This is a genomic window from Chitinophagaceae bacterium (assembly GCA_016710165.1).
Classification (GTDB): Bacteria; Bacteroidota; Bacteroidia; order Chitinophagales; family Chitinophagaceae; genus Ferruginibacter.
The window spans coordinates 251883-272703 of sequence record JADJLJ010000002.1 but is presented as its reverse complement, the minus strand read 5'-3'; the positions used below and the strand labels follow the sequence as shown (position 1 = coordinate 272703).

The 20821-nt window shown below is 46.0% G+C and carries 20 protein-coding genes and 3 pseudogenes; 12 read left to right on the top strand and 11 right to left on the bottom strand.

The window, feature by feature from the left end:
• Position 1: 1 nt before the first annotated feature.
• Positions 2 to 853 carry a TraR/DksA family transcriptional regulator gene (locus IPJ02_11620; GenBank protein MBK7376176.1) on the top strand — a complete coding sequence of 284 codons (852 nt, stop codon included), beginning with the start codon at positions 2 to 4 and terminating at the stop codon, positions 851 to 853.
• 132 nt (positions 854 to 985) lie between these two features.
• Entirely contained in the window at positions 986 to 1333 is a 348-nt protein-coding gene (locus IPJ02_11615) for a VOC family protein (GenBank protein ID MBK7376175.1), read from the top strand.
• Positions 1334 to 1467: 134 nt separating this feature from the next.
• Here IPJ02_11615 and IPJ02_11610 read toward each other — a convergent pair whose 3' ends face one another.
• A complete protein-coding gene (locus tag IPJ02_11610) occupies positions 1468 to 3300 on the bottom strand; it encodes an ABC transporter ATP-binding protein (protein MBK7376174.1) in 1833 nt (610 codons plus the stop codon).
• A gap of 73 nt (positions 3301 to 3373) precedes the next feature.
• Here IPJ02_11610 and rbfA point away from each other — a divergent pair, with 73 nt between their 5' ends.
• Both rbfA and IPJ02_11600 read left to right on the top strand, forming a co-directional pair.
• Entirely contained in the window at positions 3374 to 3733 is a 360-nt protein-coding gene (gene rbfA / locus IPJ02_11605) for a 30S ribosome-binding factor RbfA (protein MBK7376173.1), read from the top strand.
• Between the two features lie 83 nt (positions 3734 to 3816).
• Complete coding sequence (locus IPJ02_11600; GenBank protein ID MBK7376172.1) at positions 3817 to 5037, top strand: ABC transporter permease; 1221 nt, start codon at positions 3817 to 3819, stop codon at positions 5035 to 5037.
• A gap of 2 nt (positions 5038 to 5039) precedes the next feature.
• Here the strand turns inward: IPJ02_11600 and IPJ02_11595 are convergent, their stop codons facing one another.
• Positions 5040 to 5873 (bottom strand): transketolase, encoded by an 834-nt coding sequence (locus IPJ02_11595; GenBank protein ID MBK7376171.1) that lies wholly within the window; start codon positions 5871 to 5873, stop codon positions 5040 to 5042.
• 354 nt (positions 5874 to 6227) lie between these two features.
• Here IPJ02_11595 and IPJ02_11590 point away from each other — a divergent pair, with 354 nt between their 5' ends.
• The 3 genes from IPJ02_11590 to IPJ02_11580 all read left to right on the top strand — a co-directional run bounded on the left by IPJ02_11590 (position 6228) and on the right by IPJ02_11580 (position 8968).
• Positions 6228 to 7352, top strand: coding sequence for an undecaprenyl/decaprenyl-phosphate alpha-N-acetylglucosaminyl 1-phosphate transferase (locus tag IPJ02_11590; protein ID MBK7376170.1), 1125 nt, complete (start codon positions 6228 to 6230; stop codon positions 7350 to 7352).
• 121 nt (positions 7353 to 7473) lie between these two features.
• Entirely contained in the window at positions 7474 to 8037 is a 564-nt protein-coding gene (gene frr / locus IPJ02_11585; GenBank protein ID MBK7376169.1) for a ribosome recycling factor, read from the top strand.
• A 40-nt stretch (positions 8038 to 8077) separates the two neighbouring features.
• The gene (locus IPJ02_11580; GenBank protein MBK7376168.1) at positions 8078 to 8968 is read left to right on the top strand and encodes a trypsin-like peptidase domain-containing protein; all 891 of its coding nucleotides are present in this window, start codon (positions 8078 to 8080) and stop codon (positions 8966 to 8968) included.
• A gap of 3 nt (positions 8969 to 8971) precedes the next feature.
• On the opposite strand, the gene IPJ02_11575 is transcribed toward IPJ02_11580, so the two are convergent.
• Entirely contained in the window at positions 8972 to 9850 is an 879-nt protein-coding gene (locus tag IPJ02_11575) for a DMT family transporter (GenBank protein ID MBK7376167.1), read from the bottom strand.
• A 167-nt stretch (positions 9851 to 10017) separates the two neighbouring features.
• On the opposite strand from IPJ02_11575, the gene mscL reads away from it, so the two are divergent.
• The 5 genes from mscL to IPJ02_11550 all read left to right on the top strand — a co-directional run bounded on the left by mscL (position 10018) and on the right by IPJ02_11550 (position 14252).
• A complete protein-coding gene (mscL, locus tag IPJ02_11570) occupies positions 10018 to 10440 on the top strand; it encodes a large conductance mechanosensitive channel protein MscL (protein MBK7376166.1) in 423 nt (140 codons plus the stop codon).
• A 64-nt stretch (positions 10441 to 10504) separates the two neighbouring features.
• On the top strand, positions 10505 to 11449 hold the full coding sequence (locus IPJ02_11565; protein ID MBK7376165.1) for a DUF3078 domain-containing protein: 945 nt from the start codon (positions 10505 to 10507) through the stop codon (positions 11447 to 11449).
• 118 nt (positions 11450 to 11567) lie between these two features.
• On the top strand, positions 11568 to 12467 hold the full coding sequence (locus IPJ02_11560; protein MBK7376164.1) for a DUF3078 domain-containing protein: 900 nt from the start codon (positions 11568 to 11570) through the stop codon (positions 12465 to 12467).
• 121 nt (positions 12468 to 12588) lie between these two features.
• Positions 12589 to 13395: a segregation/condensation protein A gene (locus tag IPJ02_11555; protein MBK7376163.1), complete on the top strand. Its 807-nt coding sequence runs from the start codon at positions 12589 to 12591 to the stop codon at positions 13393 to 13395.
• A gap of 146 nt (positions 13396 to 13541) precedes the next feature.
• Complete coding sequence (locus IPJ02_11550; GenBank protein MBK7376162.1) at positions 13542 to 14252, top strand: pirin family protein; 711 nt, start codon at positions 13542 to 13544, stop codon at positions 14250 to 14252.
• Between the two features lie 2 nt (positions 14253 to 14254).
• Here IPJ02_11550 and IPJ02_11545 read toward each other — a convergent pair whose 3' ends face one another.
• The 8 genes and pseudogenes from IPJ02_11545 to IPJ02_11510 form a co-directional block, all read right to left on the bottom strand.
• Positions 14255 to 14917 carry a murein L,D-transpeptidase catalytic domain family protein gene (locus IPJ02_11545; GenBank protein ID MBK7376161.1) on the bottom strand — a complete coding sequence of 221 codons (663 nt, stop codon included), beginning with the start codon at positions 14915 to 14917 and terminating at the stop codon, positions 14255 to 14257.
• A gap of 120 nt (positions 14918 to 15037) precedes the next feature.
• Positions 15038 to 16960: a 1-deoxy-D-xylulose-5-phosphate synthase gene (locus tag IPJ02_11540; GenBank protein ID MBK7376160.1), complete on the bottom strand. Its 1923-nt coding sequence runs from the start codon at positions 16958 to 16960 to the stop codon at positions 15038 to 15040.
• A 98-nt stretch (positions 16961 to 17058) separates the two neighbouring features.
• Entirely contained in the window at positions 17059 to 17670 is a 612-nt protein-coding gene (locus tag IPJ02_11535; GenBank protein MBK7376159.1) for a hypothetical protein, read from the bottom strand.
• A complete protein-coding gene (locus IPJ02_11530) occupies positions 17571 to 18008 on the bottom strand; it encodes a hypothetical protein (protein MBK7376158.1) in 438 nt (145 codons plus the stop codon). Before IPJ02_11530 ends, IPJ02_11535 begins: the two co-directional genes overlap by 100 nt.
• A gap of 16 nt (positions 18009 to 18024) precedes the next feature.
• The gene (locus tag IPJ02_11525) at positions 18025 to 18762 is read right to left on the bottom strand and encodes a peptidoglycan DD-metalloendopeptidase family protein (GenBank protein MBK7376157.1); all 738 of its coding nucleotides are present in this window, start codon (positions 18760 to 18762) and stop codon (positions 18025 to 18027) included.
• A 34-nt stretch (positions 18763 to 18796) separates the two neighbouring features.
• A pseudogene (locus IPJ02_11520) lies at positions 18797 to 19618 on the bottom strand (class I tRNA ligase family protein).
• A 201-nt stretch (positions 19619 to 19819) separates the two neighbouring features.
• Positions 19820 to 20104 (bottom strand): annotated as a pseudogene (locus IPJ02_11515) (leucine--tRNA ligase).
• 81 nt (positions 20105 to 20185) lie between these two features.
• A pseudogene (locus IPJ02_11510) lies at positions 20186 to 20737 on the bottom strand (DUF559 domain-containing protein).
• Between the last annotated feature and the right edge of the window lie 84 nt (positions 20738 to 20821).

Here is a 20821-nt window from a genome sequence, read left to right as displayed (position 1 = left end):
TATGGCAACAAAAAAGCATGCCCCGGCTAAGGCGGGGAAAGCAACAGCTAAACCTGCTGCTAAAAAACCAGCAAAGCCCGTTAAAAAATCTGCCCCGGCTAAGAAGACCGCTCCAAAAAAAGCAGTTGCCAAAAAGCCGGTTGCCAAAAAGCCTGTTGCTAAAAAACCTGCAGCCAAAAAACCTGGAAAAGCCGCCCCTAAGAAGCCGGTTGCCGTAAAAAAACCCGTTAAACCCATTGCGAAAGCGCCCGTTAAACCTATGAAAAAGAAGATCGAGGTAAAAAAACCAGCCCCCAAAGCGGCGGCGGCGGTAAAAAAAGCCCCTGAAAAAGTTTCAACGCCTTTGAAGGCAAAGGACATAAAGATCACACCGGCAAAACCGGTGGTATTACCAAAGATCAATACAAAAACCTCCCGTAAATACCAACCCGATTTCACCCGTTCGGTATTGGACCAGCCGGTGAATGACCCGGGGGCACCCATCGTAAGATACAGCGATGCCGACCTGACCGAATTCAGGGAGCTTATACAGCGCAAACTGGAATCTGCAAAAAAAGAACTGGCATATCTGCAGGGATTAATTACCCGTAAGGACGAAACCGGTGGCGATATGGATGACTCCCGCTACATGACCATGGAAGACGGAAGCATCAGCATGGAAAGGGAGCAACTGAGCCAGATGGCCAGCCGCCAGATCACGTTCATTGATCACCTGGAAAAAGCCCTGATGCGTATTGAAAACAAAACCTATGGTATCTGCCGGGTTACAGGTAAACTGATCGATAAAGCCCGTTTACGTGCCGTGCCGCATGCCACATTGAGCATTGAGGCTAAGATGGGAGCAGTGAAGTAATTACCCCCTCCGCCCCCTAAAGGGGGAACTGGAGAATAAATATTTAAGGAGAATGAATAAAATCATTCTCTTTTTTATTTAATAGATTTATGAATCATTATAATCTTAAAAGCCCCTTTAGGGGTTTGGGGTATGTTTAAAAAAATAAGAACCGTTATTTATTATGTACCCGATCTGCAGAAGGCAAAAGAGTGGTACAGCACCCTTACCGGCGTGCAACCTTATTTTGATGAACCCTTTTACATCGGCTTTGATTTTAATGGTTGTGAGCTGGGCCTGCATCCGCGGGATGAAACGGTCACTATTGGCAACCAAACCGTAAGTCATTGGGCGGTGGATGAAATAGAAGAATGCGTGAAAAGAATGGTCGAGCACGGAGCCGCTATCTTATACAATACCTCCGATGTGGGTGGGGGAATTAAAGTGGCCACCGTGATCGATCCATGGGGCAATGCCGTGGGATTGATCGAAGGAGCCTGAGAATGCCCGATGCAGGATACCAGATTCAAGATATCTGGGCGAAATACTCAATCCTGCATCCCGTATCCTGCATCCCGCATCCTGTATCCTGTATCCCGTATCCTGTATCCCGTATCTTGCATCCTGTATCGGCTTTACTTCACTTCCTGCATATCCACCAATCGCTTATAAAATCCATTCTGTGCGATCAGGGAGTCGTGGGTACCTCTTTCCACGATCTCTCCCTTCTGCAAAACAATGATCTCGTCTGCATGGCGGATGGTACTCAGGCGGTGGGCGATCACGATACTGGTGCGGTTGCTCATCAGGTTGTTGATGGCATCCTGAACAAGCCGCTCGCTTTCGGTATCCAGGGAGGAAGTGGCTTCATCCAGGATCAATATGGGCGGGTTTTTTAGTACGGCCCTGGCGATCGTCATGCGTTGGCGTTCACCACCGCTGAGTTTGCTGCCCCGGTCGCCGATATTGGTATTGTAGCCTTCTTCTTTCTGAACAATAAAATCATGTGCATTGGCGATCCGGGCTGCAGCTTCTATTTCGGCAGGCTGTGCATCATTCATCCCCAACGAAATATTACTGGCAATGGTATCATTGAAAAGTATCGCTTCCTGTGTTACAATACCCATCTGGCTACGGATGGAATGCAGTGTATAATTTTTGATATTGATCCCGTCGATCAGCACTTCGCCGGCGGTGGGATCTATGAACCGGGGGATAAGGTCTGCCAGGGTACTTTTTCCGGCGCCGCTGCTGCCAACCAGGGCAATGGTCTTCCCTTTCTCTATTGTAAGGTTGATATTTTTTAGGATCGATGTATCGTCGTAACCAAAGCTTACGTTTTTCAATTCAATGGAATGTGTGAAGGATCGCAATTCCTTTGCGTCAGGTAATTCCTGGATGCTTACCTTTTCATTGACAAGGTTTTCGATCCGTTCAATACTGGCAGCTCCCTTTTGTATGTTATACGATGCGCTGGACAATGCTTTAAGCGGTTGTATAAGCTGGGTAAAGATGGCTATATAAGCCAGGAAATCGCCGGCGTTTAAAGTAAAGGAGGGATCGCCGCTTAATACCAGCCTGCCGCCATACCAGAGGATGCACAATACGGCTGTTACCCCCAACGCTTCCGAAACGGGCGATGCCAGGTCCCTGCGCCTGTTGGCCGCATTCTTCAGGTGAAACATGGTTTCATTCTGTTCTTCAAATTTCCGCTGTATTTTCTTTTCTGCATTAAATGCCTTGATGATGCGTATGCCTCCCAGTGTTTCCTCAATGGTGGAAAAAACCACCCCGAACTGCTGCAATACCTTTTTGTTTTCTTTTTTAAGCGAGCGGCCGATCCTGCCCAGGATAAACCCGGCCACCGGTAAAAAGATAACAAGGAACAACGTAAGCTGCGGGCTCAGTATGACCATGTACACAAAAAACAGGATGATGGTGATGGGCTCCCTGAACAAACTTTCCAAAACACTTACGGTAGAACCTTCCACATCGCCCAGGTCATTGGAAAGTTTACTCATGATATCCCCCTTGCGCTGTTCACTGAAATAGCCGATGGGCAGTTGCAGTATTTTTGAATACATGCTGCTGCGCATGTCGTTCAGTATCCGGTTGCGTATGGGGTTCAGGAGATACATGCTGAAATAAGCGAAAATGTTTTTTAAGATAACGGCACAAAAAACCACGCCGCATATCAGCATCAGGGCCTGCACCTTTCCCCCGGGTTCATTGATCAGTTCATACAACCATTCCTTAAAATAATTGATCGGGTTGATCCGGGCAAAAAAACCATTGTCGCTTACAGCCTTGAATGCATCGCCCTGGTTGAAAATGAGCATTAAAAAGGGACTGAGCAACCCTAATGACAATACCCCGAAAACAGCCGACAGGATATTAAACCCGAAATAGCTGATAACAAGCCGCGGGTATTTTTTGATGTACCTGAAAATGCTCCGTAAACTCTTCATGTCCCTGGTAAATATTAAAGCTGATAAAACGCAGCAAAGTAACTAATTTTACAACGATTAAAGCATAAACATAATGGTAGAAGGCAAAAGGCAGAAACAGGTGGCAGGATTGCTTCATAAAGAACTGAGCGATATTTTCCAGCGGCTGGGATTATCCATGATGGACGGGGGAATGGTCTCCATATCATCCGTTAAAATTACCCCCGACCTTTTTGATGCCCGGATCTATCTCAGTTTTTTTAAAGTGGCAGACAGTTTTGCTGCGCTTAAAAAAATTGAGGAAAGAAGCTGGGAAATTAAAAAAGAACTGACCGAAAGGGTGCGTCACCAGTTACGCAGCATGCCCAAACTTAGTTTTTATATAGATGATACGCTGGATTACGTGGATAAGATGGAACAGTTGTTCAAGGAAATAAAGAAAACAGACAGCTAGCATTTATGGTTTTTAGTTTGTGGTTTTGCTGACGGGCAGACCCTTTATCAACTACAAACCACAAACCACAAACTTCAAACCGGATGTACTTAACCTTTGCCTGGAGATATTTTAAAGCAAAAAAAAGTGCAAATGCCATCAACATCATTGCATGGGTCACTGCCGGCGTTATTGCCTTTGCCACCTGCTGCCAGGTACTGGTACTCAGTGTTTTTAACGGGTTTGAAGACCTGGTGAAGTCCCTTTATTCTTCCTTTTATACCGATATAAAGATCACGCCTGCTTCGGGAAAAACATTCTTTCTTACTGCCGGCCAGATCGCCACCCTCAAAGAAACCCCATCGGTTGAAAACCTTTCCCTGGTGGCCGAAGAAAAGGCCCTGCTTAAAAATTACGATGCCCAAACGGTCATTTACCTGAAGGGGGTGGATGATAATTATGATAAAGTATGCGGTGTGGCTGCCAGGACAAACCGGGGCAGGTATTTTACCGGTACCGCAGATGACCCGCAATTAGTGGCCGGTTCAGGAATTCAGAATGCTGTTGCCATCAATGTTAACCCTGCCCTGCCTTCCGACCCCCTCACCGTCATCCTGCCAAAAAAGAACAGCCTCAGCAATGATCCCCTGCAATCCTTAAGTGAAGGCCATGTGAACGCTTCGGGCATATTCACCATCCAGCAGGAATTTGACGACCGGTATGCCCTTACCAATATTGGTTTTGTAAAACAACAAATGGGTTTTGCTGCCGATGAGTACAGTGCCGTAGAAATCAAATTAAGAGGTAAAGCAGATGCCCAAGAAGAAAAAAACAAGATCGCTTTGCTGCTGGGCAACAACTACAGGGTGCAAACCAAGTATGAACAGAATACCAGCCTGTACCATACCATGCAACTGGAGAAGTGGGCCATATACAGCGTATTCACCCTCATCCTGGTCATTGTTGCTTTTAATATGGTAAGCGCCCTCACCATGCTGGTACTTGAAAAAAAGAAAGACATCAGCGTGCTGCAAAGCCTGGGGGTAAATAAGCCCGGCATTCTTAAGATATTTTTAAGTGAGGGGCTGTTGCTTGGTGGTATCGGTACGGTAACCGGCATTGCAATGGCAACCGTGATCTGCCTGTTGCAGATAAAATTCAAACTGATAAAACTGCAGGGGGGCTCCTTTTTGCTGGATTATTTTCCCGTAAAACTACTGGCCACTGATTTTCTTCTGGTGGCATTCACTGCCATCGGCATTGCGTTCATTGCCGCCTGGTTGCCGGCCCGGAAAGCTTCAAACCAGGATTTTGGGTTGCGGTGATCCTAATAATCTCCCAATGTTTCAGGTAACTGGGCGAGTGCTTTTTGCAACTGGTCGTCATTCGGGGCAATGCCATGCCATTCGTGGCTGCCTTCCATGAAGTCGATGCCCTTTCCCATTTCGGTCTTCATCAGGATAACGATCGGCTTTCCTTTACCCACGAATGTTTTTGCGTTATTCAGCCCGGCCACAACAGCATCCACATCGTTGCCATCCATTTCCAGCACCTGCCAGTTGAAGGCTTCAAATTTTGCCCGGAGGCTGTCGAGTGCCATGACCGATTTTGTAGGCCCGTCGATCTGCTGGCCGTTCCAGTCGATGGTGGCAATAAGATTATCTACTTTTTTATGTGCTGCAAACATGATGGCTTCCCAGTTTTGTCCCTCGTCCAGCTCCCCGTCGCCATGCAATGAATAAACGATATGGCCATCGTTATTGAGTTTTTTTGCCAGTGCTGCCCCTACTGCCACACTCATACCCTGCCCCAGTGATCCGCTGGCGATCCGCACGCCGGGTAAATGTTCATGGGTGGCGGGATGGCCCTGCAGCCGGCTGTTTATTTTCCGGAAAGTACTTAGTTCCTGAACGGGAAAATATCCGCTGCGGGCCAGTGTGCTGTAATAAACCGGAGAGATGTGGCCGTTACTCAGGAAAAAGAGGTCTTCTCCAATCCCATCCATTTTAAAGTCAGGATCATGCTTCATCACCCGGAAATAAAGCGCTGTAAAATACTCGGTACACCCGAGGGATCCCCCCGGATGGCCGCTTTGCACGGCATGAACCATGCGTACTATATCCCTGCGGATCTGGGTGGCAATGTCTTTTAATTCACTCATTTGTGTAGCTAAATTAGCGGTTCTTTATTATATAAAATTCACATATCAAGATAGGGAATAAAACAACCTGATACGGGGTATTTCAGGGTTGCAAACCTACTTTAAAATTGACTGTGCACAAACTTTAATAACAGGGTGGTATTAAATAGTTGATAATAAGTTTACAATTTCTTCGTTATTTGCATACCAATATCGGGAAACCATTTTCAAAAAAAAGTCGACCTCCCGGTACATTTTTTCAGGCAACCCTTTTGTAAAAAGTTGTATCTAATTAAATATGTTTTTAGTTTTATCCTCAGAACATATTTGATACTTTTGCATCATATAAACAAAGGGCTGAATTAAACTTACAGAATGGACAACATCTTACTTAGTGCGGCACTGGCTTTCCTGATCACTTTTTTCGCTATCCCTGTCATTATCCAGGTTGCCAAAGACAAAAAGCTGTTTGATGAGCCGGATGAAAGGAAAGTCCATAAGACCGTTATCCCCACGCTTGGGGGCCTGGGCATTTTTGCCGGTTTTATCATTGCCACATTAATGGGTGTTCCTTCCTCCATCACTTCCGAACTCCAGTATTTTGCCGCAGCAGCCACTGTAATATTTTTTCTTGGTATCAAAGATGATATACTTGTTCTATCAGCCAGCAAGAAATTCATCGGGCAGCTGATCGCAGCGGGCATTATCATTAAATTCGGTGGCATACAAATAACCAACATGCATGGTTTTTTAGGCATTTATGAGATCCCGCATATTGCCAGTATTGTTTTATCCATCTTCACCATCATCGTAATTACAAACTCCTTCAACCTGATCGACGGGGTAGATGGCCTGGCAGGAAGCCTTGGCTTACTTACCACCCTGGTGTTCGGAGCATACTTTTTCTATGCCGGACAGCTGACCTACGCAGTAATGGCCTTTGCACTGGCTGGCAGTACGATCGGATTCTTATTGTATAATTTTTCTCCTGCAAAAATATTCATGGGGGATACCGGCTCCCTTTTACTGGGCCTGATCAACTCGATCCTGGTCATTAAATTCATCAATGTAGCCGGCAACCCGGTCTCCAACCTGCCCATCGCAGCAGCGCCGGCTATCGGGTTCTCCATATTAATGATCCCGTTGTTCGATACACTTCGGGTGTTTGGCCTGCGCATATTGGACAGGCGCTCTCCGTTCAGCCCCGACCGGACACATGTGCACCATTTCTTACTTGACCTTGGCTTAAACCACCGCATGGTAACCATTACCTGCGTGGCAGTTAACATTATTTTCATTGCCATGGCTTATTTCCTTCGTAACCTGGGTACCACAACCGTGATAGGCATACTGCTCGTATCTGCATTTATTTTTATCGGCGTTATTTATTACAGCCGGCCCCGAAGCAAGAGCATCGTTGATCAGAATATCTCCAATGCAGATGTTATCAAATCGCATAAGATACTTAAACTGGCCTCCGAAACGGTAGAAGCGGAGTAGTTCCACCCCCTCTTTATTTTGAATTTCCCGGCTTCCCTGCCGGACAGACCGGTGCATTATAACCAACTTCTGTAATCACATTAGTTTTTTATAGCTTTGCCTGCAACTAATGAAATAAGTTATGTCAGAAGAAATTTCAAAGATCACCGGCGATACAGAAAAAGCAATGACCAGGGCCCTGGGGCACCTGGAAGCTGAATTGGGAAAGATCCGTGCTGGTAAAGCAAATCCATCCATGGTAGACGGGATCATGGCTGATTATTATGGAAACCCTACTCCCATAAACCAGATAGCAAATATTTCGGTGCTGGATGCCCGTACCATTTCTGTTCAGCCCTGGGAAAAAAATATGCTGCAGGCCATTGAAAGGGCCATTACCATGGCCAATATCGGCATCAATCCCCAAAACGACGGGAATATCATCCGGCTCTTCCTTCCCCCTTTAACAGAAGAACGCAGGAAAGAACTGGTGAAAAAATGCAATGCAGAAGGCGAACATGCCAAAGTGGCCATGCGCAACATCCGCAGGGACAGTATTGAACACATAAAAAAATTGCAGAAAGACGGGTTAAGTGAAGACGTTGCCAAAGACGCCGAAGCCGATATACAGGATACAACCAACAAGTTCATCACCCTGATCGAAAAACACCTGGGGGTCAAGGAGAAGGAGATCATGGCTGTTTAAAAAGTACGTTAGTCACCACTCCCTTCAGTCAAAAAATAACATGTTTCAGCAAGCGATAGAAAAGGTATTGCAGTTTACCCGGCCACTGCACAGTATTTCCAGGACCTATGGAGGATTGTTATTGCCCGGGAGCTCCACTTTCTTTTTTGTGAACGACAACGGGGTTGCCATTACCTGCAGGCATGTGGCCGAGATGATCCCGGCGGCGGAGAACATAAACCAGCATTATTTGAAGTTCAGGGCAGAATTGAATGCTGTTCCCAAAGACAATAAATTCAAAAGGAATGTACAGGGGCTGGAACTGAAGTATAAATATCTTCCTGAGACAACCATACAGCTGAAAAATAATTTTCTCAATTGTTTTGATTCCATCCGGGAGATAACCTGCCACACCCACCCTACGCTCGACCTTGCCATACTTGAATTCAAGGGATTCAATAAAATTTTTTATACCTCCCATGCAAGCTTTATTAAAGACAGCAGTAAAATAAAGCAGGGCATGTCCCTATGCAGGATCGGTTTCCCCTTCCCGGAGTTCAATAACTTCAGGCATAACCCGGATACCGATGATATTGAATGGACCAATACCGGCAATCCCAACTCCCCTTCTTTTCCCATTGATGGCATTGTTACCCGGTTTGTTGCCAGCAACATAACAGAAGGCATCACAGGTATTGAAATGAGTACGCCCGGTTTAAGAGGACAGAGCGGCGGGCCGCTTTTCGATACCAATGGAACCGTTTACGGAATGCAGTTTGCCACCAACCACCTGCACCTTGGTTTTGACCTGAAAGACCACGAGATCATAAGCAATGGAAAAAGAAGCAAAGTTACCAACAGCCCGTTCTTGCACGTGGGCATTTGTGTGCATGCCGATAAAATAAAAGCCTTTTTAAGAGAGAAGAATATTTCCTTCAGTGAAGCTGAGTGATCCTTATCCTGCTGTTTTCCTGTTGGCAATATAAACGCCCGAAAGGATGATGGCAAGGCAGGCAAATTGTTTCCAGCCTACTTCCTCCCCGTAGATCAATCCCCAGAAATTTGCCACAACCGGTATGCCGTATGTGACCATGGAAGCAAATACAGCACCCGCACGTTTTACCAGCATATAAAATATAATGGAGGCCACCGCGGTGCCCAGTATCCCCAATACGGCAGAAGCAGCGGTAGAATACAATACACCGCTTTCAGTAAGCGGCAGGTTAAAGTAACCGGTGGCACCCAATACGACCAGGGCTGGTATGGCATTGAGTGTAAGGGCTACAGCAGCGATCTGCAATGAACCAATGTCATGCAGGTGCCGGTGCACCATATTTACATTTATTCCATAAAAAATGGTGGCCAGCACCACATAACTTATATACAGCAGGTTTTGATTGTCCTGCATATGCCCTTTACTGAAAAGCAACAGGATACTGCCGGTGAACGAAATAACAATACCCAGCACTTTATTGCTGGTTGTGCGGCTCTGGAAGAACAAGGCCCCCATGATGATCACAAAAATAGGCGTGAGTGAATTCAGGGTTCCGGCCAGGGCGCTGTCTATTCCTTCTTCAGCAATACAGAACAAGTAGGCGGGCAGCAGGCTGCCGAATAAACCGGAAAGAAATATGACCGTGATCTTGTCTTTGGGGATACGCCGAAAGAACTTTATTGCCGTGGGCAAAAGTACAATACCGGAAAAAACGATCCGCAGCGAAGCCACCTGGTAGGCAGAAAGGCTTTTTAACCCTTCTTTCATCAAAATGAAACTGCTGCCCCATATGATGGACAGTGCAATGAAGATGAACCAGTTTAAAAATCCTTTGTTCAATGGATAAAATTTGAATGCCGCAAAGTTGAAGTATTTACGTTGAATTCAGTGTCCGCCCTTTGACAAATTCCGTATCCCGAAAAATGGGTTTGCACCGGAATGATTATTGTGCTAAATTTAATATATGCTTACCCGGTAATTATTTTTAACCTTCAAAATCAACAACTATGGGATTTATCAAAGAATTCAAGGACTTTGCCATGAAGGGCAACCTGGTTGACATTGCTGTTGCCTTTGTGATGGGCGGCGCCTTTGGAAAGGTGGTCACTTCCTTTACAGAAGGAATTGTTGCTCCCCTGATTGGAATGATCGGCGGGGCCGACCTGAGTAAAAATGTATTTGTACTTAAGAAAGCGGTTGCAGAAGTGAAAGACGCAACGGGTACAGTGATAACAGCAGGTGCAGCGGAAGTTGCACTGAAATGGGGCGATTTTGTAACAGCCATCATCAATTTTATCATCGTTGCCTTCGTGATGTTCCTCGTAATAAAAGCCATCAACAGTATGAAGAAGAAACAGGAAGAAGCGCCTGCAGGCCCCTCTTCCACCGATGCCTTGCTGATGGAGATCCGCGATGCTTTGAAAAAATGATTTCAGCACAAAAGAAGCAGCAGTGCCGACCGGTACCGTTGCTTCTTTTATATAATATACGATCATGAAAAACATACTCTTAACCACCTTCCTTACGCTTTCAGCCATTGCCGGGTTTGCACAGGACCCAAGCATTAAGGACCTGAAAAACGAAGCATCAAAATCAGTTGCCAAAGACCCGAAAGATACCGTTCAGAAAAAATGGAAACTGGGAGGATTGGTCAATTTGAACATCAACCAGGGTTCATTAAGCAACTGGTCATCCGGCGGCGATAAATTTTCATTCTCGCTCAATTCCTACCTGAACCTCTTTGCGTTCTATAAAAAGAACAAAAGTTCCTGGGACAACAACCTGGACCTTGCCTATGGCATTACAAATACTACCAGCCTGGGTTCCCGTAAGGCCAGCGACCGGATAGATCTCCTGTCGAAGTATGGCTATGCTTTATCGCCAAAGTGGAATGCATCGGCACTGTTCAATTTACGTACCCAGTTTGCAAAAGGATATGCCTATTCAAAAACAGCCGCCGGTGTGGATACATCGACTGTAACTTCCAACTCCTTTGCACCGGCCTATATTTTATTGTCGCTTGGTTTTGATTACAAACCGAATAATGACCTGTCCGTTTTCATTTCACCCCTGACAGAAAGGTGGGTGGTGGTTACGGATAATACAATAGCACCCCTGTTCGGGATCGTTCCGGGCAAAAAGTCAAAAAATGAATTAGGCGCATTTGCTTCTGTCAATTATTCCAAAAAACTGGGTGGCAGTTTCACTTATAAAACAAAACTTGATCTCTTTTCCAACTATAAACAAAAACCCCAGAACATTGATATTTTCTGGTCGAATGTTATAACAGCCAGGATAACGAAGTATATCAACTTCTCCTTTAACCTGGATATGATCTACGACGACAATACCCAGAACGTGAACCCTGCCAAGGGGCCTGCCCCGCAGTGGCTGCAACTGATGGGGATCGGCTTTGCTTATACTTTTTCAAAAAAATAATAACTAAGGCGTATTCCCGGATATTTAACAATTGTTTTGTGCTGTACAAGTAAAGACAGCTTCCCGTCTTTAAAATGTGTTAACATATTACACATGCTTTTTTATTTATTTTTGCGGCATGATAAAACCTTTCGTTACTGTCCTCACAGCAGTAACCTTTTTATTTTCTGCCCGGGCACAGGACCCCTCGCTTAAGGAATTTCAGAAAGTGGCTTTTAAAGAACTGAAACTGCCCGAAAAAGACGGATGGCAAAAAGCAGGTACTTTTATCCTCAACGTCCAGCAAGGTGCTCTCAGAAACTGGGTGAGCGGGGGTGAACAAAATACGCTTGGTGTTGCCATGCTGTTCAACTATAACCTCAACTTTAAAGAAGGAAAGAATTCCTGGAATAATTATTTCGACATTGCCCTGGGATTTCAAAATGCCACCAGTTTTGGCCGCTTCCGGAAGACCGACGACCGGATCGACATCACCACCAAATATGGTTACCAGTTCTCGCCCAAATGGTACACAGCCCTGCTGGTAAACTTCAATACCCAGGCATTGACAGGTTATAATTACACAGATACAGCAAATAATAAGATCTCCAGTTTCCTTACGCCGGGGAAGATCATTATTTCTGCGGGAATTGACTTCAGACCCGATAAGACCTTCACCCTGTTTGTTTCACCAATAACCACCCGGCTCATCTTAAAAAATGACCCGGACTTTTACAGCGTTGACAAATTCGGCGTACCCCCCGATAAGAAATCTTACACGGAACTGGGTGCTTTTGCCACCGCAAAGTTTACAAAAAGCTTTACCAAATGGGCGCTTTACACCGGAAGGCTTGACCTTTTCAGTAACTACAAGAGAAACCCCGAAAATGTGGATGTTTTCTTTACAAACCTGCTGAGCCTGAAGTTCAACAAATGGCTGGCCACCAATATCAGCGCCGATATTGTATACGACGATGATATCTTAAAAAGGACCCAATTGAAGGAAGTGCTGGGGATCGGGCTTACCGTAAAACTTTAGCCGGTTTTATCCACATCAGGTGATGAATCATTCCCCGGAAGCCTTATTCTGTCAACAAATCAATACATTTGTCCTCCCCTGCCCGGGGATGATTTTGTTATAGTAATTAAGCTATTTTAAAGTGAATAACACAACTTACCAGATAAAACTGGAGCAATTTGAGGGGCCATTTGACCTGCTCCTGTTCTTTATTGAAAGAGATGAACTGGATATTTACAATATCCCCATCACAAAGATCACCAACGATTTTTTAGACTTCATACACAACAGCGAAAAGTTGAACATTGAACTGAGCAGCGAATTCATCCTGTTCATCAGTACCCTGATGCGGATAAAGGCAAAAATGCTGTTGCCACGTAAGGAACTGGATGCCGATGGCAATGAAATCGATCCCAGGCAGGAACTCATCAACAAGATCCTCGAATACAAACGATTTAAAGAAGCGGCCGCAAAAATGGCTGAGATGGAAGCCCTTCGCCAGCTGATGGTTAAGCGTGGTAACCTGCAGAAGGAAATTTCACAGATCGGTGAAGAAGCCGGGGAAGGTACCGAGATACAGACCGTAACCCTTTTCAAACTGATGAAGGCTTTTGAAAAGGTCATTCATAAACTGCAGGAACGCAATAACAGACCGGTGCATACCGTAGTACGCTATAACTATACCATGGAAGAAAGCAGGGAGTATATGCTCAGCACCTGCCGTGCAGAAAAGACCATGTCGTTTGAAAAGGTATTTGATGTATGTGAGAACCGCATTCATGCCATCTTCCTCTTTTTATCCCTGCTGGAACTGGTGCAGCAACGGTTCATGAGTTTACTGACCGGAGAAGGCAAAAACAATTTCATCGTGGAATGGAACGAGAACCGGGAGGAAGAAGTTCCCGGGGCCGGCTTCTTGCCCGGTGAAGACCCTGCCACACTCAACTAGATCCTCCCCCGCAAAACGGGGGATTTTTTTATTGGCCCGGCGAGGCGTCGGACCCTGTCAAATAACCAGTCATTTTTTCACCATTTTGTCAGGAACAGAATTGGTACACTATTTGATGTTTAAACATTAAATTTTAAAACAACACAATGAAAACAACATTATACAAAGCAGCCGACAGGGGCACAGCAGACTATGGCTGGTTAAAGCCCAATTACTATTTCAGTTTTGCCCAGTACCACGACCCGGCAAAAGTTCACTTTGGACTACTAAGGGTATTGAATGATGACTTTGTTGACGGGGGCGGCGGGTTCCCTACCCACCCGCACGACAATATGGAAATCGTAACCATTCCCTTTACCGGTGCATTGCAGCACAAAGACAGTACGGGTGGAAACGGTGTGATAAAGGCCGGTGACATACAGATCATGAGCGCCGGAACGGGTGTCCGGCATTCTGAGTTCAATTCTTCGGCCACAGAACCCGTTACCCTTTTCCAGGTATGGGTATTCCCCAAAGAAAGGAATATCAAACCCAGGTATGACCAAAAGACCTATGACATTGCCGAACGAATAAACAAGTGGCAGGTGGTTGTTTCTCCGCAGGAAGCAGACAATGCTTTATGGATCAACCAGGATGCCCGGTTTGCATTGACCAACCTGGATGCAGGGAAAGAGATCAGTTACTCCACTGCCTTCAAAGGAAATGGTGTTTTCCTGGTAGTGATAACCGGTTCTGCAGAAGTGGATGGACAAACGCTGAACAGAAGGGATGCCATTGGGATTTCCGGCGCCGATGATTTCAGCATCCGGGCTACCGAAAATGCCGAGTTGCTGGCCATTGAAATCCCCATGAACTAAATTCAGTAATATATCCAGAGCAGGACTGGATTCCTGTTTTTATCAATATATTCCTGAAGCCTGGACAAGAACGGAAATGAAACGGTGGGACAACCCAGGCTCAAACAGATGGAAGACGGATATACTTCGTCGTTCGGAACACAATCATGCCCATGAAGCACCACGCAGCGTCCAAAAGCATTATTATTCGACTCATCCAGGCCGTACAATTTATAGGCAAGTCCAAAACTTCCGTTATATGATCTGCCGATCTTATAACGGCCCAATGAAGTACAATAGCTGTTTGGTTTGTTGGAAAATACCAGGTCCTCCGAATCGCCCTGTGAACCGCTTCCATGGGTGACCAGGCCGGCCAGTTCAACAGAATCTTTCTTCATATTATAAACAAAGAAACGTTTCAGCCCTCCCGGCAACCGCATGTCGAGCAGGAAACAATGTGTACGGCTGAAACCATGTTCCGCCACATAATTCTTTGCCTCCGCCGCTCTTAATTTCAACCTGGACAGGACCTCTCGTCTTGCGGATGAAGTGTTCTCACTGTAAGCAAAAGCCTTGGCCGGCGGGTATTTGCTGAACCTGGGTTTATACCAGAAAAAATAACCAAAGGAAGATATGGCCGCCAGCAATACAAAACAGATGATGAAGATCCGCCGGCCGAGGTTCATTAAAGTTTTTGGAGACATAGATGCCTAACGAACCGGTTTCCATAAAATTTTTTGTGGCCTGTTAAAGAAAATAAAAACCCGGTTCAGAAAACCGGGTTTCAAAAATATGTAAGGAAATAATCATTGAACGGTGACCTTCACTTCTGCCATTTCCCGGATCGCATTAACAATACCATTGGCATCAATACCGATCTCATCATACAGCTGCCTGGGTGTACCGTGCTCAACCAACCGGTCCGGTATACCGAGTATCCTGACCTCCGCTTTATACCCGTGGGCATTCATGAACTCCAGTATGGCGCTTCCAAAACCACCCAAAACCGTTCCATCTTCCACGGTGATCAGTTTGCTGTATTTACCGAATACCTCATGCAGCATTTCTTCATCCAATGGTTTTACAAAACGCATATCGTAATGTGCCGGGTTAATACCTTCTGCCTTCACATCCCGGATGGCAGCTGCAGCAAAATTGCCGGGGTGTCCAAAAGTCAATATCGCGATATCCTTGCCGTCTTTTAGCTTCCGGCCCTTGCCTATCTGTATCTCCTTCATCTCCGTTTTCCATTCAGGCATCACGCCTTCTCCCCTCGGGTAACGGATAACAAAAGGCAGATCGGTTGAATCGAGTTGTGCCGTGAACATCAGGTTACGCAATTCACTCTCATTCATCGGGGAACTGACCACCATATTGGGAATGCAGCGGAAATAGGCAATATCATAACATCCATGATGGGTTGGCCCGTCATCGCCTACGAGGCCGGCACGGTCAAGGCAGAATATCACCGGCAGTTTTTGTATTGCCACATCATGCACCACCTGGTCGTATGCCCTTTGCATGAAGGAAGAATAGATATTGCAGAAAACCTTCATTCCCTGCGTGGCCATACCGGCACTGAGTGTTACTGCATGCTGCTCGGCAATGCCCACATCAAATGCCCGGTCAGGCATTTTTTCCATCATGTATTTTAAGGAAGAGCCGCTTGGCATGGCTGGTGTGATGCCAAATATCTTTTTGTTTTTTTCAGCCAGTTCAATGATGGTAAGTCCAAACACATCCTGGTACCTGGGTGGCTGCGGAATATCAAATGTCTTCTTCTGTATCTCACCGGTCAGTTTATCAAACAGCCCCGGGGCATGCCACTTGGTCTGGTCTTTCTCCGCCAGTTCATAGCCCTTCCCTTTCACCGTTTTAATGTGGAGGATCTTGGGTCCGGGTATGTCTTTCAGGTCTTTTAAAGTATCTACCAGCTTGGTGATGTTATGCCCATCGATGGGGCCGAAATAACGCAGCTTGAGTGCTTCAAACAAATTGCTGCTCTTGCTCACCATTCCCTTCAGGCTGGCTTCCAGTTTGCTGGCCATCTCCCGGCTGAAATTCTTTCCAACGGGTAATTTGCCCAATGCTTTCCATACGTTGTCACGCAGGTCGTTGTATGTATGCGAAGTGGTTATGTCAGTAAGGTATTCTTTCAACGCCCCCACATTGGGGTCGATGCTCATGCAGTTATCATTCAGGATGATGAGCACATTGCTCTTTTCGATACCGGCATGGTTCATTGCTTCAAATGCCAGGCCGGCTGTCATGGCGCCGTCCCCGATCACCGCCACGTGCTGCCGGTCGTTTTCACCCTTGTAATGAGAAGCCATTGCCATACCCAGGGCTGCAGAAATTGAGGTTGATGAATGGCCAACACCAAACGTATCATACTCACTTTCGCTGCGTTTTGGGAAACCGCTCAGCCCCTTGTACTTTCTGTTCGTAGGGAAATTGTCGCGGCGGCCGGTAAGGATCTTATGCCCGTATGCCTGGTGGCCAACATCCCAAACCAACTGGTCGTAAGGCGTATTGAAAACATAATGTAAGGCAACACTCAGTTCCACCACACCCAGGCTGGCGCCAAAATGGCCCCCATGCACACTCACCACATCAATGATATACTGGCGCAGTTCGTCACATACCTGGTGCAGTTGTTCCCTGTTCAGTTTCTTCAGGTCAGCGGGGCTGTTGATCTTACTTAAAAGTTGACCGGTTTTAATTTCCATGTTGATCTTTTGCGGGGTAAAGGTACATTTTTATTTGCCTTACAGGGGTTTTACAACAATTTAAAACGGTAAAAGTTCATGTATAGTATCGCCCGGGATCAGGGATCAAAGCTGATGATCACAACGGCATGTTTTTCAAGGCTGGAACTCAGTCTCACTTCATACCGCTTAGTACCCGCCTGTATGATCATGATCGCCGTATTGGGGGGTATACTTCCCAGGTTCTCTGCCTGCATGATGATCTCTAACGGCCTGCCCGGTTCCTGCATGGAAATCCGGAAGGTTACCGGTTGTTCGCTGATGCGTTGCCTGAGCAATACCGGTTTTTTATCTGCAAATATGGAAACGGTATCATCATCTATGACTGCATTATCGTATAATGAAATGGTCACGGCTGTATCAGCCAGTTTAATGATCTGTTGTATTTCCAGTTTTCGTTCTGCCGGTGAATTGCCTGTTGTGGGATCTACCGTTGGTGCAGTTTCGGTTATTTCAGGCCCGGGCAGCCCCAGCGTATCCTGTTTTGGTATCCGCCGGAGAAAATAATCGGTCATTTTTTTCTGAACAAAATGATCAATGGGATATTCCGGTCTCCTGATCTTCTGAAGTACTACCAGTAATTCCTCACCGGGAAAGCAGGTGGTATCATATCCCCGTCCGCTCCATACACCCGACAGGTACTGCGTATTACCGATCTTGTAATAGCGCATGCTGAATTCTTTTTCGCAGGGAAGAAAGCCGGGGGGTAATATGAAATAAGCATACCCCTTTTCCCGGATACGGATGGCCTGTGTTTTTTATCCCGGGTGCCGTTCATATCATACAATACAAACCGGCTGGTGTCTTTAAAAGTAAATGAATAGCCGGATAAACGTTTGCCGGATTGATAGACCTGCATTTCGATACTTTCCACTCCCTGCCGGCCTGGTCCTTTGCGGCTGATCTTACCGCTCCATATTCCCGTGAGTGATTGTGCTGTTGAAAACGGCAACAGGGTGACTGTTAACCCCAAAAAAAGGGTTGTTCTTATTACCGCCGGAAATTGCATGCAACAAGTTTACAAATTATTGCGCAGCCCGGTGCACCATGTTTAAGATCAGGTCGGGGTCCGGGCAATTGTGCAGGTATTTTTCTTTTTCCGATTCTTTACATACACCCGGGTAATCACCCTCTTTCAATTCAAGGTCCTCAATGACCTGGAAATGCAGATGCGGTGGCCAGTTGCCGTTTTCAGAAGGGCTGCCGAAATGTGCAAAGCACTGTCCACGGGTAATGAAATGTCCCTCTCTCAGCTCACTGATATCGTTCAAACTAAGATGCCCGTATAAAGTATGAAACGGAACCATGTCGATCTGGTGCTGCAGGATGATGGTGGCGCCGTAGTCTCCGAAGCTGTCATTATTGGCAAAGCTGTGTACCATACCCCCAAGGGGTGCATATATTTTTGTGCCTGCAGCACCCCATATATCTACACCCAGGTGCAGGCGGCGTGGTTCCGGAACGGGTGTATCGTATTGCAGGCTGATTTCGGAAAGGTCGTATTTTACAAGATCGAAAAGAATGCTGCGCTTGTACATTTCCCGCAGTTCATTATAGCCGCCAACCAGGTAAAGCGCATTATTTTTTTTCAGTTCCTTATTGATATATGCAGAGAAGGCAGTGGTATCACTGTAAATGAATTCAGTTAGTTCTGTGTTGTGTTTTGTCAGATCGAGCAAGCTTATGATATCCTTCTCAGAAAGATCCACCACTTTATGAAAGGTTGACCGGTGGGATTCCAGTATTTTTTCCAGTGCGATCATTATTTCATAAAGGTTGAGGTTTTTGCAAACCGGTTTATATTACCACGTTGATCATCTTATTCTTTACAAAAATGATCTTCTTCGGCGGCTTCCCATCCAGCCATTTCTGTACGATCTCATTCTGCAGCACCGCTTCCTCCACCTGCTTTTGATCCAGGTCAAGGGCCAGGGTGATATTGGTTCTTAATTTACCATTCACTGAAACGGGATATTCTTTGCTGCTTTCCACAAGCAGGGCCGGGTTGAATACCGGGTAAGAGGCATCCAGCACAGAACCTTTATTGCCCAACTGGTGCCAGAGTTCTTCGGCAATATGGGGCGCATAGGGCGTGAGGAGTACCAGCAGTTTCTCTAAAACCTCTTTTTTATGGCATTTGACATCGGCCAGCTCATTCACGCAGATCATAAACGTACTTACGGCGGTATTAAAGCTGAAGCGTTCGGTATCTTCTTCGATCTTTTTAATGGTGCGGTGAAGGATTTTCAATTCCGCATCGGTGGCCTTCTCTTCATTCCATACTTTACCCTTCATTTCATCATTGAACAACCTCCATAATTTTCTTAAAAAACGATGAACGCCCTCAATGCCCTTGGTGTCCCAGGGTTTGCTGGCTTCCACCGGGCCGAGGAACATTTCATACATGCGGAAGGTGTCGGCGCCGTATTTTTCACACAACTCATCGGGATTAACGGTGTTGTACTTTGATTTGGACATTTTTTCTGTCTCGGAGTGGCAAATAAATTTTCCGTCATCTTCGAAAATAAATTCAGCATTGGCATATTCTCCATTTTTCCATTCAGTTTTGAATTTATTTATATCAAGTTCAAATCCGTCAACGATATTGACATCGACATGCCAAAAAGAAGTTCCTAGCATTGATAGTCTTTCTAATTCTTCAATTCCTTTCCAATTTGGCAATTGCTCTTTTAAATATTCCTTTTGTTTAGTAAATCCCCAATTTTTAAAATCCTGAAACTTGTTGAATGACATGAAAACCGGAGGTGCTTGAGAAGTTGTCTTTAGATCAATCGCATTCCCAGAATGTGAATCCACTGAGTTAATTCTATACACAAACCTGCTACTCCCCTGTATCATCCCCTGGTTCAGCAATTTCCTATACGGTTCATCAAACCCAATTAAATCTAAATCAAAAAGAACCTTCGTCCACATACGGCTGTATAACAAGTGCCCAACGGCGTGTTCGGTGCCGCCGATGTACAGGTCAACCTGGTTCCAGTAGTCGCTGGCTTTGCGGTCGCAGAATGTTTGGTTATTGTGCGGGTCCATGTAACGCAAAAAATACCAGCTGCTGCCTGCATAGCCGGGCATGGTGGATGTTTCACGTTTGACCTCACCCCCGGCCCCTCTCCAAGGGAGAGGGGTGTGAGAACTCCCGGTTCCGGAAACTGTTTCTTTACTCAACAGTGCCTGCTCAATATCTTTTAAAACAGTATTGAGTGAATTGTTTACTGCTTCATTGGTAAACCGTACCATGGTAAAACCCTGCTCGGCCAGCCATTGCTCCCTTGCTTTATCAAATGCGGCCTGGCCGGCTTCATTATGATAGCCGCCATCTATTTCGATGATCAGTTTTTTTTCCAAGCAGACAAAGTCGGGAATATAACCGGCAATGGGATGCTGCCGGCGGAATTTAAACCCGGCGATATTCCTGTTCCTGAGTTCCTGCCAGATAATATCTTCTTCCACTGTTGCATCTTTCCTGTTTTGCCTTGCAAACTGCAAAGTATTTTTCCATTCCTCTGTTGTACTATTGATATAGCCATACCCAGCAGGGTCTTTCGTCCCCCTCTCCTTAGGAGAGGGGTTAGGGGTGAGGTTTGCTACCCTCTCTTTCGGAGAAGCAGGGGTGAGGTTAACCCAATCAGTCAAATTTGCCAACGGCCCTTCCCCGCTCGGGCCCGGTCCATATTTATCTACATGCGGCAATTCCAGCGGCAGTTCTTTTTCATCCAACGGAACAGCAACGCCATCCTCCCATACAATAGGGAATGGTTCGCCCCAGTAGCGCTGGCGGCTGAAGCCGGCATCCCGCATGCG

What these genes read in the sequence shown, in the direction of transcription:
- IPJ02_11620 (MBK7376176.1), top strand. Translation starts at nt 2, where the DNA reads ATGGCAACAAAAAAGCATGCCCCGGCTAAGGCGGGGAAAGCAACAGCT.
- IPJ02_11615 (MBK7376175.1), top strand. Translation starts at nt 986, where the DNA reads ATGTTTAAAAAAATAAGAACCGTTATTTATTATGTACCCGATCTGCAG.
- IPJ02_11610 (MBK7376174.1), bottom strand. Translation starts at nt 3,300, where the DNA reads ATGAAGAGTTTACGGAGCATTTTCAGGTACATCAAAAAATACCCGCGG.
- rbfA (MBK7376173.1), top strand. Translation starts at nt 3,374, where the DNA reads ATGGTAGAAGGCAAAAGGCAGAAACAGGTGGCAGGATTGCTTCATAAA.
- IPJ02_11600 (MBK7376172.1), top strand. Translation starts at nt 3,817, where the DNA reads ATGTACTTAACCTTTGCCTGGAGATATTTTAAAGCAAAAAAAAGTGCA.
- IPJ02_11595 (MBK7376171.1), bottom strand. Translation starts at nt 5,873, where the DNA reads ATGAGTGAATTAAAAGACATTGCCACCCAGATCCGCAGGGATATAGTA.
- IPJ02_11590 (MBK7376170.1), top strand. Translation starts at nt 6,228, where the DNA reads ATGGACAACATCTTACTTAGTGCGGCACTGGCTTTCCTGATCACTTTT.
- frr (MBK7376169.1), top strand. Translation starts at nt 7,474, where the DNA reads ATGTCAGAAGAAATTTCAAAGATCACCGGCGATACAGAAAAAGCAATG.
- IPJ02_11580 (MBK7376168.1), top strand. Translation starts at nt 8,078, where the DNA reads ATGTTTCAGCAAGCGATAGAAAAGGTATTGCAGTTTACCCGGCCACTG.
- mscL (MBK7376166.1), top strand. Translation starts at nt 10,018, where the DNA reads ATGGGATTTATCAAAGAATTCAAGGACTTTGCCATGAAGGGCAACCTG.
- IPJ02_11565 (MBK7376165.1), top strand. Translation starts at nt 10,505, where the DNA reads ATGAAAAACATACTCTTAACCACCTTCCTTACGCTTTCAGCCATTGCC.
- IPJ02_11560 (MBK7376164.1), top strand. Translation starts at nt 11,568, where the DNA reads ATGATAAAACCTTTCGTTACTGTCCTCACAGCAGTAACCTTTTTATTT.
- IPJ02_11550 (MBK7376162.1), top strand. Translation starts at nt 13,542, where the DNA reads ATGAAAACAACATTATACAAAGCAGCCGACAGGGGCACAGCAGACTAT.
- IPJ02_11545 (MBK7376161.1), bottom strand. Translation starts at nt 14,917, where the DNA reads ATGAACCTCGGCCGGCGGATCTTCATCATCTGTTTTGTATTGCTGGCG.
- IPJ02_11540 (MBK7376160.1), bottom strand. Translation starts at nt 16,960, where the DNA reads ATGGAAATTAAAACCGGTCAACTTTTAAGTAAGATCAACAGCCCCGCT.
- IPJ02_11535 (MBK7376159.1), bottom strand. Translation starts at nt 17,670, where the DNA reads ATGCGCTATTACAAGATCGGTAATACGCAGTACCTGTCGGGTGTATGG.
- IPJ02_11530 (MBK7376158.1), bottom strand. Translation starts at nt 18,008, where the DNA reads ATGCAATTTCCGGCGGTAATAAGAACAACCCTTTTTTTGGGGTTAACA.
- IPJ02_11525 (MBK7376157.1), bottom strand. Translation starts at nt 18,762, where the DNA reads ATGATCGCACTGGAAAAAATACTGGAATCCCACCGGTCAACCTTTCAT.